The 13,357-nt window shown below is 69.8% G+C and carries 14 protein-coding genes and 1 tRNA gene; 8 read left to right on the top strand and 7 right to left on the bottom strand.

Features of this window, described 5'->3' with window-relative positions:
• Positions 1-30: 30 nt before the first annotated feature.
• Both glmU and rsmI read right to left on the bottom strand, forming a co-directional pair.
• The gene (gene glmU, locus TBR22_RS00040) at positions 31-1,413 is read right to left on the bottom strand and encodes a bifunctional UDP-N-acetylglucosamine diphosphorylase/glucosamine-1-phosphate N-acetyltransferase GlmU (RefSeq protein WP_255665302.1); all 1,383 of its coding nucleotides are present in this window, start codon (positions 1,411-1,413) and stop codon (positions 31-33) included.
• On the bottom strand, positions 1,410-2,246 hold the full coding sequence (gene rsmI / locus TBR22_RS00045) for a 16S rRNA (cytidine(1402)-2'-O)-methyltransferase (protein ID WP_239490901.1): 837 nt from the start codon (positions 2,244-2,246) through the stop codon (positions 1,410-1,412). Before rsmI ends, glmU begins: the two co-directional genes overlap by 4 nt.
• Before the next feature lie 106 nt (positions 2,247-2,352).
• Here rsmI and TBR22_RS00050 point away from each other — a divergent pair, with 106 nt between their 5' ends.
• The 6 genes from TBR22_RS00050 (at position 2,353) to TBR22_RS00075 (ending at position 8,761) form a co-directional block, all read left to right on the top strand.
• The gene (locus TBR22_RS00050) at positions 2,353-4,017 is read left to right on the top strand and encodes a DUF885 domain-containing protein (RefSeq protein ID WP_239490902.1); all 1,665 of its coding nucleotides are present in this window, start codon (positions 2,353-2,355) and stop codon (positions 4,015-4,017) included.
• 204 nt (positions 4,018-4,221) lie between these two features.
• A complete protein-coding gene (locus tag TBR22_RS00055; RefSeq protein ID WP_239490903.1) occupies positions 4,222-4,518 on the top strand; it encodes an FmdB family zinc ribbon protein in 297 nt (98 codons plus the stop codon).
• Positions 4,519-4,777: 259 nt separating this feature from the next.
• Positions 4,778-6,061 carry a serine--tRNA ligase gene (gene serS, locus TBR22_RS00060; RefSeq protein ID WP_239490904.1) on the top strand — a complete coding sequence of 428 codons (1,284 nt, stop codon included), beginning with the start codon at positions 4,778-4,780 and terminating at the stop codon, positions 6,059-6,061.
• Positions 6,062-6,158: 97 nt separating this feature from the next.
• The gene (gene adh / locus TBR22_RS00065) at positions 6,159-7,682 is read left to right on the top strand and encodes an aldehyde dehydrogenase (RefSeq protein ID WP_305068761.1); all 1,524 of its coding nucleotides are present in this window, start codon (positions 6,159-6,161) and stop codon (positions 7,680-7,682) included.
• 124 nt (positions 7,683-7,806) lie between these two features.
• Positions 7,807-8,196 carry a DUF779 domain-containing protein gene (locus TBR22_RS00070; RefSeq protein ID WP_239490905.1) on the top strand — a complete coding sequence of 130 codons (390 nt, stop codon included), beginning with the start codon at positions 7,807-7,809 and terminating at the stop codon, positions 8,194-8,196.
• Between the two features lie 82 nt (positions 8,197-8,278).
• A complete protein-coding gene (locus TBR22_RS00075; RefSeq protein WP_239490906.1) occupies positions 8,279-8,761 on the top strand; it encodes a DinB family protein in 483 nt (160 codons plus the stop codon).
• Here TBR22_RS00075 and TBR22_RS00080 read toward each other — a convergent pair.
• The 5 genes from TBR22_RS00080 to TBR22_RS00100 form a co-directional block, all read right to left on the bottom strand.
• Positions 8,758-9,582, bottom strand: a complete 825-nt coding sequence (locus TBR22_RS00080) for an arginase family protein (protein ID WP_239490907.1) — start codon at positions 9,580-9,582, stop codon at positions 8,758-8,760. The genes TBR22_RS00075 and TBR22_RS00080 overlap by 4 nt on opposite strands.
• Positions 9,583-9,595: 13 nt before the next feature.
• Complete coding sequence (locus TBR22_RS00085) at positions 9,596-9,781, bottom strand: hypothetical protein (protein WP_239490908.1); 186 nt, start codon at positions 9,779-9,781, stop codon at positions 9,596-9,598.
• 7 nt (positions 9,782-9,788) lie between these two features.
• A complete protein-coding gene (locus tag TBR22_RS00090) occupies positions 9,789-10,430 on the bottom strand; it encodes a hypothetical protein (RefSeq protein WP_239490909.1) in 642 nt (213 codons plus the stop codon).
• A gap of 163 nt (positions 10,431-10,593) precedes the next feature.
• On the bottom strand, positions 10,594-10,779 hold the full coding sequence (locus TBR22_RS00095; protein WP_239490910.1) for a hypothetical protein: 186 nt from the start codon (positions 10,777-10,779) through the stop codon (positions 10,594-10,596).
• A 19-nt stretch (positions 10,780-10,798) separates the two neighbouring features.
• On the bottom strand, positions 10,799-11,533 hold the full coding sequence (locus TBR22_RS00100; RefSeq protein ID WP_239490911.1) for a hypothetical protein: 735 nt from the start codon (positions 11,531-11,533) through the stop codon (positions 10,799-10,801).
• Positions 11,534-11,670: 137 nt separating this feature from the next.
• Here TBR22_RS00100 and TBR22_RS00105 point away from each other — a divergent pair.
• Together TBR22_RS00105 and TBR22_RS00110 are read left to right on the top strand one after the other, a co-directional pair.
• Positions 11,671-11,760 (top strand) — tRNA-Ser (locus TBR22_RS00105).
• Positions 11,761-12,574: 814 nt separating this feature from the next.
• A complete protein-coding gene (locus tag TBR22_RS00110; protein ID WP_239490912.1) occupies positions 12,575-13,231 on the top strand; it encodes a B12-binding domain-containing protein in 657 nt (218 codons plus the stop codon).
• The last annotated feature ends 126 nt before the right edge of the window (positions 13,232-13,357 follow it).

A 13,357-nucleotide genomic window follows, 5' to 3' on the forward strand; every position in this document is an offset into this window, starting at 1 on the left:
AGCGCAGGGCCGGGCGGGGGAGGCCGGACGTCAGCCGCGGTTCCGGCGCTTCGCCCAGCCGTCCTTGTTCTCCTGGCGGCTGCGTGCGATGCCCAGGGACTCCTCGGGCACGTCGCGGGTGATGGAGGAGCCTGCGGCCACGAACGCGCCGCGCCCGACCGTGACCGGCGCCACCAACTGCGAGTCGCTGCCGATGAACGCGCCATCGCCAATCACCGTGGGGTGCTTGTTGACGCCATCGTAGTTGCACGTGATCACGCCCGCGCCGACGTTGACGTCGGCGCCGATGGTGGCATCGCCCAGGTAGGTCAGGTGGCTGGCCTTGGAGGCCCGTCCGAGCGTGGTCTTCTTCAACTCGACGTAGTTGCCGACGCGCGCGTCCTCGCCCACGTCGCTGCCGGGGCGGATGTGCGCGAAGGGCCCGAGCTGGGCGCGTGAACGCACCACCGAGTCGGTGACGACGCAGTAGTTGAGGATCACCACGTGGTCCTCGAGCGTGGCGTCCACCAACCGGCTCCCGGCGTGGATCTCGCAGGCGGTGCCCACCCTGGTGCGCCCCTCGAGATAGACGTTGGGGTGGAGCACCGTGTCGTGGCCCACCTCCACGTCAGGCCCGACGTAGGTCGTGGCGGGGTCGATGATGGTGACCCCCGCCGACATCAGTTCCTCGCACTTGGCTTGTCGCATGATGGCGCTTGCCTCGGCCAGCTCCGTCTGGCTGTTGATGCCGCGGATCTCGTGCGGCACCGTGGCGCTGATGGTGTCCACCTCGTGGCCCGCTCGCCGGAGTGCGGACACCAGTTCCCCGAGCGTCCGCTCGCGCTCGACGTTGTCCCAGGAGAAGGTGGCCAGGGCGGCGCGCAGGGCCTGTGCCGAGCAGGCGAACACGCCGCTGGTGCACTCCTTGATGGAGCGCTGCTGTCGGGAGGCGTCCTTCTCGCCGACCAGGCCCATCACCTCACCCGTGTCACTCCTGAGCACCCGCATGAGTCCGTACGGGCGTTCCGAGACCGCCGTCACCATCGTGAGGGCGGCCGATGAGGTCACTCGGTGGGCCAGCAGGGCGCGCAGTGTCTCGCGGCGGAGCAGGGGGACGTCCGCGGGCAGGACCACGACCGACCGGTCCGGTTCGTCGGCGAGGTCGAGGGCGGTCAGCGCGTGGACCGGTCCGAGCAGTGGCTCGAGCGTCGCGACGTCCAGTTGGCGCGCCATCAGGGTGGACGCGATGATATCTGCTGAATAACCTAGAATGGTCACGCGCCGAGCGGCCTCGAGGTCGTCCGACGCCCGAAGGACTCGCTCGATCATCGAAAGGCCGGCGACGGGCAACAGCACCTTGGGCCTTCGGGTCCCCATGCGGAGACCGCGCCCGCCGGCAAGAATGACGATGACGCAAGGCACGGAGCGGCTCATCCTTCGAATTCGGCGGCCTTGCGCCGCTCCAGGGCATCGAACACGTCACGGGTGCGCACGTGCAGTCGCCTCGCGACCTCGCTCATGGCGGCGCGCCGCTCGAAGGTCCCCTTTTCGGTTATTCGGTCGAATTCGTCAAGCAAGTCCTGTTCGACGATGGCGGCGGGGATTTCCGTGCGGAGAGGGGCTTCCAGGATGCAGGTGAACTCGCCGATGGGCTCGGCGATGGCTGGATGGGTGACGACTTCACCGATGGCGCCGCGGATGAGCTGTTCGTGCTTCTTCGTGATCTCCCGGCACACGGCGATTCGTCGCTGGCCACCGACGATCTCGGCCAGCATTCCCAGGGTCCCGGCGATACGGTGGGGCGCCTCGAAGAAGACGACCGGGTGCTGGTACGCGCCGGCTTCCTCGCACCACCGGCGGCGGGGGCCGTTCTTTACGGGTGGAAACCCTAAAAACGTGAACGCGCTCGCCGGGACACCGCTCATCGTCAACGCCGCGAGGACGGCGCTGGCTCCCGGCACGGGTTCCACGGGGATGCCCTCGTCGAGACAGGCGCGAATGAGATGATCACCGGGGTCGGACAGCAGGGGCGTGCCTGCGTCGGTCACCAGGGCGACCGGCTCGCCGGCGCGGAGCTTCTCGAGCAAGCCCGGCAGTCGCGAGACCTCGTTGTGGGCGTGCACGCTCACCATGGGGGTCTCGATCCCGGCGTGGGCCAGGAGCTTGGCGGTCCGACGCGTGTCCTCGGCGGCGATCACGCGTGCCTCGCGGAGGACCCGCAACGCGCGGAGCGTGATGTCCTCCAGGTTGCCGATGGGGGTCGCCACGACGAACAAACGTCCGGGCGCCGGCCGGGAGAGCACGGAAGGTATTGTACATTGGGAGATTGGGCCCCACAGGCCCACCGGCCACCATCCTTGTCCGTGCGAGCGCATGCGATCTGCTGAGACCCTTCCGCACTTTGCGGCCGACTACCTGTCCTGGCGCCACGAGGTGCAACCGACGGCGGCGACCTTCGACGGCGTCCACGTCCACGACGACCTGCTCGAGGACTTCAGTCGCGCCGCCATCGACCGGCAGGTGCGCGACCTGAACGGCTTCGCGCGTCGGCTGGCCTCCATGCCCGTCGACCAGATTCCAGCGGCCGAGCGTCCCGATCACTCGGCGCTCATGGCCAGCGCCCAGGCGCGCCTGCACGAACTGGAGGTCGTGAGGACCTGGGAACGCGACCCCCAGTTGTACGCCGACACGATCGCCACGAGCCTGGCGGCGCAGGCCATCTTCACCTACGCCCCGGCTGCCGAACGGGCGCGTCGGCTGCTGTCCAAGCTGCGGCAGGTGGCCGGCGTCCTCGATGCGGCTCGCGCCAACGTGCGGGAACCGGCCGGCATCTTCATCAAGACCGCCACCGAGACCTTGCGTGGCGTGGTGAGCTTCCTCAATCGCGACTTGCCGCGCGCCCTCCGCGAGGTCGACGACCTCTCCCTGCTGGCCGACCTCGACGATGCGGCGACGCTGGCGCGGACGTCGATCGAGCGGTACGTGCGCGACCTGGAGGAGGAACAGGCGCCGCGCGCCAAGGCGACGTTCCGCCTCGGCAAGGAGCGGATCGAGCAGAAGCTGAAGCTCGGTGACGGCGTGACGCTGGACACCGACGCCCTGCTGCGGATCGCCGACCGTGAGCTGGCGGCGACGCGCGAGCGGTTCGCGGAGGTGGCTCGCAAGCTGGGCAAGGACGCGCCCGATCAGGTGTGGGCCAGGGTCAAGCAGACCCACGTGGAGCCCGGCGGACTGGTCACGCGCGTCCGCGAGCAGTGCGCGGCGCTGTACACGTTCCTGCGCGACCGCAACATCGTGACCGTCCCCGACGCCGACGCGCTGGTCATCGCGCCGACGCCGCCCTTCTATCGCTGGACCTTCGCGAGCCTGTGGGCCCCGGGGCCGCTCGAGGCCCGCCAGCAGCGGTCCTTCTACTACGTCACCGACGCCGACCAGTCGTGGCCGCAGGAGCGGCAGGACGAGCACCTGCGCGACATGAACGACGCGGTGCTCTGGGCGATCTCGATGCACGAGGCGCTGCCGGGGCACTTCCTGCACTTCGAGCACCTGCGCAAGATCCCTGCGGCGTGGCGCAAGGCCACCGTGCTGGCGCCGCTGTCGGTGCTCGAGGGCTGGGCGCACTACGCCGAACACCTGGTCATCGACGAGGGCTTCGCGAAGAAGGACCCGGCGATCGAGCTCGGTCAGCTCGCCGAGTCGCTCGTTCGCCTGTGCCGCCTGATTGTCGGCCTCCGCCTGCATGCCGAGGACCTGTCGGTGGAGCAGGGCGTCCGGTTCTTCCGCGAGGAGGCGATGCTCGAGGAGGGCAGCGCCCGCCGCGAGGCCGAGCGGGGCACCTTCGATCCCAGCTACGTCATCTACGCGCTCGGCAAGCTGATGCTGCTGAAGCTGCGCAAGGACGTCGAGGCCCACCGCGGGTCGGCGTTCGACGCGCGTCGCTTCCACGACGAGTTCCTGGGCCTGGGCCTGCAGCCGTTCGACGTCCTCCGCCAGCAGATGCTGCCCGGCGAGGCCAACGACGGCGTGGTCCTGGCGTAGCGCGCCTGTGAGGGCGGGCGCGGTCTTCCGGCCCGCCCGAGCGTCGTCACGGTAGCGCCCGGTCTCCCTGGGCACCGAAGGGGCCCACCGCGCCATTGGGCGACGTGGGTGGCTCACGGCGGGGTGGGACACCCCGCCCTACCAGCCCGGTGCCCGGTGCCCGGTGCCCGGTCGGTATAATCAAGGGTTGGAGTCACACGCAGCATGCCTCTCTACGAGTACGAATGCGACACGTGCGGTCACCGCTTCGAGGTGATCCAGAAGTTCTCTGACGGCCCGCTGACCGAGTGCCCCAAGTGCCAGGGACCGGTTCGCAAGCTCCTGTCGTCGCCGGCCATCCAGTTCAAGGGGTCGGGGTGGTACATCACCGACTACGCCAAGAAGAGCGGCACGGCAGCCGGCAACACGAAGTCGGAAGGCGGTTCGAGCGAGTCCAAGAGCACCGACTCGCCGGCGCCCAAGACCGACGCCGGCGCCAAGCCGTCGGGCGGGACCACCTAGTCCACCGCACGTTCCGGCGCGGCGCTCCCGCCGCGCCGCCCCCCACGCCTGCGGCGACGCGCGCAGCGTCACCAGGCACGCGCCGAGTTCCGACCGCCCGCCTCTTCGCGCACAGTCGACCGCCATCAGGTCGCCCACCACCCTGCCCGTGTCCTGCCGGGCGGCTGTCTCCTCGCCGGCCTCGATGGGCGCTGCTGCGGCAGGTCGCGAACGCTGCTGATCCAATCGCCGCGGTCGCCGGAATCCGTACAATGAGGGCGTGCTGGATACCGCCCAACTGAGGGACGCCTTCGACGACACCCGCGCGCGACTGCAGGCCCGGGGACCGGCGGCCGACGCCGTGCTCGACCGCCTGCAGGAACTCGACAGACGCCGTCGCGACCTCCTGCCGCGCGTGGAAGCGCTGAAGGCCGAGCGCAACCGGGCCGGCGATCTGATCGCGCAGGCCAAGCGCGCGGGTCAGGACGCCACCGAGCTGCTGGCGCAGAACAAGCAGCGCGCCGAGGAGATCAAGACGCTCGACGCGGAGCTGGCCAGCCTCGAGGAGGAGCGCACCCCGCTCCTGCTGGCGCTGCCCAACGTCCCCCACGCCTCGGTGCCGGTCGGGCGCAGCGCCGACGACAACGTGGAGGTGCGCCGCTGGGGCACGCCGCGCGTGTTCGACTTCGAGCCCAAGGCGCACTGGGACCTGGGCCCGGCGCTCGGCATCATCGACTTCGAGCGCGCCGCACGCATGTCGGGCGCCCGTTTCGCGGTGCTGATGAAGGAAGGCGCCCGCCTGTCGCGTGCCCTCATCAACTTCATGCTCGACCTGCACACGCGCGAGCACGGCTACACGGAGGTCGAGCCGCCCTACCTGGTGAACCGCACCGCGCTCACCGGCACCGGCAACCTGCCCAAGTTCGAGCAGGACCTCTTCAAGGTCGCAGGGGAGTGGGACCTGTTCCTGATTCCCACGGCCGAAGTGCCGCTCACCAACCTGCACCGGGAGGAGACGCTGGAGGACGGCGACCTGCCGCGACGTTACGTCGCCTACACGCCCTGCTTCCGCAGCGAGGCCGGCAGCTACGGCGCCGATGTCCGGGGCCTCATCCGGCAACACCAGTTCGCCAAGGTCGAGCTCATGTCGTTCGCCCGGCCCGACGACTCGTTCGACGAGCTCGAGCGCCTCACCGGCTGCGCCGAGAAGGTGCTGCAGCTGCTCGGCCTGCCCCATCGCACGATGCTGCTCTGCACGGGCGACATGGGCTTTGCGTCGGCCAAGACCTACGACATCGAGGTGTGGCTCCCGAGCCAGGGTGTGTACCGCGAGATCTCCTCCTGCAGCAACACCGAAGCCTTCCAGGCCCGTCGCGCCGGCATCCGCTACCGCCCGGCAGGCGGCGGCAAGCTCTCGTTCGCGCACACGCTGAACGGGTCGGGTCTCGCCGTCGGCCGCACGCTGATCGCCATCATCGAGAACTACCAGGAGGCGGACGGCAGCATTCGCGTGCCCGACGCGCTGGTGCCCTACATGGGTGGCGTGACGGCGATTCGCCCCTGATCCCGCCGTTCGGCGCATCCGCATGCGGTGATGCGGCGCCGATGGATCGGCGTCGCCACCGCGCCGGATACTCGCCTCCATCCCTGGAGGCACGTACATGACGACGTCGATGGATCCGCTGGTCTCGCTGGCCGCTCCGCCGTACAAGGCGCGCTACGAAAACTTCATCGGTGGCCAATGGGTGCCGCCGGTGAACGGCAAGTACTTCTCCAACCTCTCGCCGGTGACCGGCAAGCCGCTGTGCGAGGTGCCGCGCAGCGACAAGGACGACATCGAGCTCGCCCTCGACGCCGCTCACAAGGCGAGGGAGCAGTGGGGCCGCACCAGCGTCACCGAGCGCTCGATCATCCTCAACCGGATCGCGCAACGGATGGAAGACGCGCTGCCGCAGCTGGCCGCCGCCGAGACCTGGGACAACGGCAAGCCGATTCGCGAGACCACGGCCGCCGACCTGCCGCTCGCGATCGATCACTTCCGCTACTTCGCCGGTGTCATCCGCGCCCAGGAAGGCACCATGGGCGAGCTCGATCACGACACCGTCTCCTACCAGTTCCTCGAGCCGCTCGGCGTCGTCGGCCAGATCATCCCGTGGAACTTCCCGCTACTGATGGCCGCGTGGAAGCTGGCGCCGGCGCTTGCCGCGGGCAACTGCGTGGTGCTGAAGCCGGCAGAGCAGACGCCGGCCAGCATCCTGATGTGGGCCGAACTGGTCGGCGACCTCCTGCCGCCGGGCGTGCTCAACATCGTCAACGGCTTCGGCCTCGAGGCCGGCAAGCCGCTGGCATCCAATCCGCGCATCGCCAAGATCGCGTTCACCGGCGAGACGACCACGGGGCGGCTGATCATGCAGTACGCCAGCCAGAACCTGATTCCGGTGACGCTTGAACTCGGCGGCAAGTCGCCCAACGTGTTCTTCGCCGACGTGGCGCGCGAAGACGACGACTTCTTCGACAAGGCCATCGAGGGCTTCGTGCTGTTCGCGCTCAACCAGGGCGAGGTGTGCACCTGCCCGAGCCGCGCGCTGATCGAGGCCTCGATCTACGACAGGTTCATGGAACGCGCCCTGAAGCGCGTGGCCGCGATCACGCAGGGCAGCCCGCTCGACATGTCGACGATGATCGGCGCGCAGGCGTCGAGCGAGCAGCTGGAGAAGATCCTGAGCTACGTCGACATCGGCAAGCAGGAAGGCGCGAAGGTGCTGATCGGCGGGGCGCGCAAGGAGCAACCCGGCGACCTCGCGGGTGGCTACTACATGCAGCCGACGGTGTTCGAGGGGCACAACCGGATGCGGATCTTCCAGGAGGAGATCTTCGGACCGGTCGTCTCGGTCACGACCTTCAAGGATGCCGACGACGCGCTGGCGATCGCCAACGACACGCTGTACGGGCTCGGCGCGGGCGTGTGGAGCCGCGATGCCAACACCTGCTACCGCATGGGCCGCGGCATCCAGGCGGGTCGCGTGTGGACCAATTGCTACCACGCCTATCCGGCGCACGCCGCCTTCGGTGGCTACAAGCAGTCGGGCATCGGCCGCGAGACGCACAAGATGATGCTGTCGCACTACCAGCAGACCAAGAACCTGCTGGTGAGCTACAGTCCGAAGAAGCTGGGCTTCTTCTGAAGCGCAGCATGGGGTAGGTCGCGGTCCCGGACCGCGCCCTTGGCTGATGCGCACCGATGACGGCGGGGTGGCTTGCCCTGAGCGAAGTCGAAGGGGACACCCCGCCCTGCCACGGAGTCACCGAATGCCCGAACAGGCGGCGACCGTCCCTCGCGTCACGTGCACACCTGCCGCGGAGGATCTGATCCGCACGTTGCAGGCCGAGCACGGCCCGGTGCTGTTCCATCAGTCCGGCGGCTGCTGCGACGGCTCGTCGCCGATGTGCTACCCGCAATCGGACTTCATCGTCGGCGACCGCGACGTGTGCCTCGGCACCATCGCGGACGCGCCGTTCTACATGAGTCCATCGCAGTTCGAGTACTGGCAGCACACGCAACTGATCATCGACGTCGTGCCGGGCCGCGGCGGCATGTTCTCGCTCGAGAACGGCAGGGAAGTGCGCTTCCTCACGCGATCGCGGTTGTTCGACGAGCAGGAGGCCGCGTCGCTCGCGCCCGTCACGACGGGCGCCTGAGTCCCGGATCTCCCAGTCCTAGCCCCGAACCCTGAGCCCGAGTCCCCGAGCCTTGAGCAACGACAATCTTCCCGAAGTGTGGATGCGCGGCCCTGTCGAGGGCGTCGCGCCCGAACTGCAACCGGTTGCGCACTCGTTCCTGCAGGTGCGCGAGGAGATCGAACGATTCGCCGCCGACCTCACGCCCGCGCAGCTGTGGGCGCGGCCGGGCGGCGCCGGCTCGATCGGCTTCCACCTGCGCCACATCGCGGGCGCCACCGACCGTCTCCTCACGTACGCGCGCGACGAGGCCCTCACCGCCGAGCAACTCGCGTGGCTGAAGGCGGAGGCCGATCCTGGCGCGCCGCCAGCCGGCGCCAGGGAAACGCTGGAGGTCGCCTGTGCCGCCATCGATCGGGCGCTCGCGCAGGTGCGCGGCACCGACGTGGCCAGGTTGCTCGATGCGCGCGGCGTGGGACGGGCCAGGCTGCCCACCACGGTTCTCGGCTTGCTGTTTCATGCGGCCGAGCACGCCACGCGGCACGCCGGGCAGATTGCGACGATGCGGAAGATCGTCCTGGGCTAGTCGCCGAGGAGCCGCCGCCAGAGGGGTTCGAGTGCCTCCACGACGGGGGCGGGCGACACCGCCTGGCCTCCCGGGTGCCAGGCTCCCTGGAACTCGGCGATCTCGACGCCGACCACCTCGCCCTCTGCCACCGCGGTCGACAGGTCGTGCACCTGCGCGAGCGTGAGTCCGCCTGCCACCGAGTAGTCGGTCGGGACGATCCCCGGTTCGAGCACGTCGCAATCGAGGTGTACGTAGGCCGGTCGCCCCATCAGCGCGGCCCTGAGATCCTGGGCGACGCGTGAGCCGATCCTGACCACTCGGATGCCGCTGGTCTCGATCACCTCCTGTTCGGCGGGGTCGAGGTCGCGCGTCCCGACCAGGACCACGTTGGCGAGCGCGATCCCGGCGCCGAGTCCGGAGTTCCAGAGCCCTGCCGCCCCTGCCACTGCCATGCCGCCGAGATACCCGCTGGAGGTGGTGGCCGGCGTGTTGAGGTCGGCGTGCGCGTCGAGCCACACGAGGCAGGCGTCTGGCCGGTGCCGCGCGACGATCGGCACGGTGCCCAGGGCGGCGGCGCAGCGGGTGAGTGCCGTGATCGGGGTGGCGCCCCGCGTCATCGCGCGATCGATCACCTCCGCCAGCGTCCTGAGGTCGGCCGACGCGGCGGCGAGCTCCACGTCCCACGCCGCGGCCAGCGCTGGCGCCTGGTGGCCGACGCGCGCGATGTGCACGCCGAGCCGGGTCGCGAGGTGGCCTGCCATCGCGGCCGCCCCGGGCACCGCGAGATCGTTGCGGTCGCCGGCGCGCCCCTCGTACACGGTCAGCGCGATCGAGGTCATGCGGCAGGTGGCGCTACCGGCCTGGCGTGGGCGCCGGCCGGGTGTCGTGCGGGCGGGTGAACTGGCGTGCGATGGCGTCGCGCAACGGCCGCGAGAGCGTCAGCCGCTCGAGCGTGATCGGGGCTCCGGCGCGCGACACGGTGCGCCGCTGGCTCACGGCTGCAGACGATGTGGGGGCGGGAGAGTCGCGTTGGTTCATGTGGGGCTCAGTGTCTCCGTCGTCGTGAGCGGTGGGCGAGTGCTGCGCACAGGCTCACCTCGAGCATCGTCAGCAGTCCGGGCTCGCCGACGAGCAGTGTGCTCGCTTCTGCGCGGAACATCGGCGTTTCTCCGTCCGGATCCCAGGGCCCTGTGAGTACGAATTCCTTCCGCTCCAGGCGCGAGAGGAAGCCGAGATGCTCAGGAAGGGAGCCATCGAACACGGGGGTTCCGGCCGCCCAACTACGCGGGCTCCACAGGGACAGATACGCCCTGTCGATGCCCATGATGTGAGGGCCGCCGACAGGTTCGAACCAGAACTCGAGGAACAGGTCGTACGGGAACACCTCGAGCCGCGAGTACGGCGCGATCCGATCGGTGAAATCGATGCCGTCGATGGAGAAGTGCCCGGTTGGTTCGGCGCCGTCAGAGTAGTCGGGATCGAACCGACAGGAGCTGTACTCTTGCCCGTTCGCGTTGCACGGCATCGTCGGGTCCCACGTGACCTCGCCGGCAAACGTGCTATCGACCTTGCCGCCGACCGACGACAGGTCTGTCGTGCCCTTGAACCTCAGCGTGACAGGCGCGGCGGTCGCGTGACCGGCCAAGGTGCAGATGATCACGACGAGCAGCCACGAGCGCCGGCACATGGACCGTCCTCCTGCGATGGCCCTCGACAGGACTCCTGCGCGGTACTCGACAGGGTACTTCCGGGCACAAGCGAGCGCAACACCGCGGGAGCGGCCTGAGAAGGCGCGGGACCTGAGACACGGTGAGCGCCCGGCCCCATTGGAGGCGCCGCTCCTGGCGCGGCTACTGCGCGGGGGATGGAGTGGCGCGCGGGTCGGACACGCGCACGAACTGGCGGGCGATGGCGTCGCGAATGGGGCGCGACAACGTCAGTCGTTCGAGCCGGATGGGCGCGCCGACCTGCGACACGACGCGCCGCTGGGTCACCGACGGCGACGATGACGCGGCGGACGATTCGTTGTGGGTCACGTGAAAGCCTCGCGTGGCGTCAAGCGTAGCGCTCGGCCACATAGCGCGCAACGCCGACAGCGGCGCGGAGGATCAGGTCCTGGCGGGCCTCGTTGAAGAAGCCGGGGTCGCGCGAGTCGAGGTACAGGATGCCCTCGAGGCGTCGGCCGGCGCCGAGCGGCACCGCCATCCAGCTCATGGACGCAGCGTCGACCTTGCGCGCCTGTGGCTCGGAGTACGCCCACTGCTCGACGAGGTCGCGCACGTAGGCTTCGTAGTCGGCGTCCTCACGTCGGGCGTGGTAGGCGTCGCCGGTCCGATAGACGTGTCCCGCGATGCCGCAGTGGACGGGTAGGCGACGACCCGCGGTGCGTCCGCCGCGCCCATCGCCGACGTAGTCCAGCACTTGCACGAGCTCCCGATGGTCGGCGGTGGGCACGTGCACGGTGAGCCGGAGGCCGACGCGGGCCTCCTCTCCGGCGCGATCGGATTCGACCAGGAGGGCGTGCAGGGTCATCAGGCAGCCGCGGAGTTCGTGGATCGACTCCCGCCGTGCGTCGCGGGTCCAGGCGACGCCGGCCCGCGTGATCGTGAGCGCGCAGCTCAGTAGCGCGCAGGTCGCGGCGAGCCACGCGGCCTGCGTGCGCCCGGCGGCGGCCAGGCCCGCCACCCCGGTGGTGCCGGCCAGCAGGGCGGTGCAGGCGATGAGGATGTCCCACGTCTGGCTGGCCTGGAGAATCGTGCGGGTCCAGCTCGCGCGGACTGGGATGGGCATGGTGGAGCAGCCGACCCCGGGAGGACGGGCGGGCGGGCGAGGATCTGACGGGACGGCTGCGATGCCGCGATGCCGGGGGTGTGGAGCGTGACCCGCCACTTCGCGCGCGGCAACCGGGGCGGGTACACTCACGGGCTGGAGAGATGGCCGAGGGGTTTAAGGCAGCGGTCTTGAAAACCGCCGTACGGGTAACCGTACCGTGGGTTCGAATCCCACTCTCTCCGCCACCGTTCGCCGGTGGCGAACGGGGCGGAGAGAGCCGTCTTCAGGCTCGCGGCCACTCGCCTGCGGCTCGTGCCCGCGAGCTCGAATCCCACTCTGGCGCTGGATCGTGAGCATCTCGGCAGAGGCCGTCGGCTTGGCCTCGGCCCGTGCGTCTCGGGCATGGCCTCAGGGCTGGCGCTCGTGGGTCGAGAGCATCTCGGCAGAGGCCGTCGGCTTCGCCTCGGCTGTGCGTCTCGGGCACGGCCTCAGGGCTGGCGCTCGTGGGTCGTGAGCATCTCGGCAGAGGCCGTCGGCTTGGCCTCGGCCCGTGCGTCTCGGGCACGGCCTCAGGGCTGGCGCTCGTGGGTCGCCAGCATCTCGGCAGAGGCCGTCGGCTTGGCCTCGGCCCGTGCGTCTCGGGCATGGCCTCAGGGGCTGGCGCTCGTGGTCGCCAGCATCTCGGCAGAGGCCGTCGGCTTGGCCTCGGCCCGTGCGTCTCGGGCACGGCCTCAGGGCTGGCGCTCGTGGGTCGCCAGCATCTCGGCAGAGGCCGTCGGCTTGGCCTCGGCCCGTGCGTCTCGGGCATGGCCTCAGGGGCTGGCGCTCGTGGGTCGTGAGCATCTCGGCAGAGGCCGTCGGCTTGGCCTCGGCGCGTGCGTCTCGGGCATGGCCTCAGGGCTGGCGCTCGTGGGTCGTGAGCATCTCGGCAGAGGCCGTCGGCTTCGCCTCGGCTTGTGCGTCTCGGGCACGGCCTCAGGGCTGGGCTCTGGTTGGTCGCATCTCGGCAGGGGGGCCTGGGCTTCGATCTCTGGCGGCGCGTTTGCATCTCTTCCGCGCGTGCGTGCGTCAACGGATGACCTGCTGGTGTCGCTCTGTGCCCGGTTTCTCGAGGCGCAGTTGAAGGGGGACCGTCGACGCGCCGTGCGGTTGTTGATGGAGCAGGGCCTCGACACCGGGCTGTCGGCGACCGACCTGTTGCTGCGGGTCATCACGCCGGCACAACGCGAGATCGGGCGGCTCTGGGAGGCCAACGCGGTGTCGGTCGCAGACGAGCACGTCGCCACCGCCATCAGTCAACTGGCGATGTCACACCTGTACGGCCGAGCGTTGCCGACGGACATCCGCCGGGAGCACGTCCTTGTCGCGTGTGTCGACGGCGAGTGGCACGACATGGGGGCGCGCGTCGCGGCAGATGTCCTCGAGCATCATGGCTTCTCGGTCAGGCTGCTGGGCCCCAGTGTTCCGGTCGACGCCCTCCTCGAGCGCGTCGCCAGCGAGGCGCCCGACATCGTCCTCCTCTCCATGACCATGGACGTGCACGCGCCGGCCCTCACGACGGCAGTCCGCGCCCTGAAGGCTCGCTTTCCGAACCTGCCTGTCCTGGTGGGCGGGCGGGGGTGTGCCGATCGCAACCTCGCCGAGTACGGCCTGCCTCACCTCACGGCGCCGCGCGCCGCAGTCTGCGCGGAGATCGAGCGACTGCTCGACGCCTGAACACGGGCCTCCGCAGAGACTGCATCCGCGACGCCGCTGTTCGGTTCCGCTACAGCTGTCGCCTTTTCTTGGCGTCCCCCGAGAGCGTACGGGAAAGCGGTCCGTCCAGGCGGTCTGGCATCCGGC

Source organism: Luteitalea sp. TBR-22 (assembly GCF_016865485.1).
Classification (GTDB): Bacteria; Acidobacteriota; Vicinamibacteria; order Vicinamibacterales; family Vicinamibacteraceae; genus Luteitalea.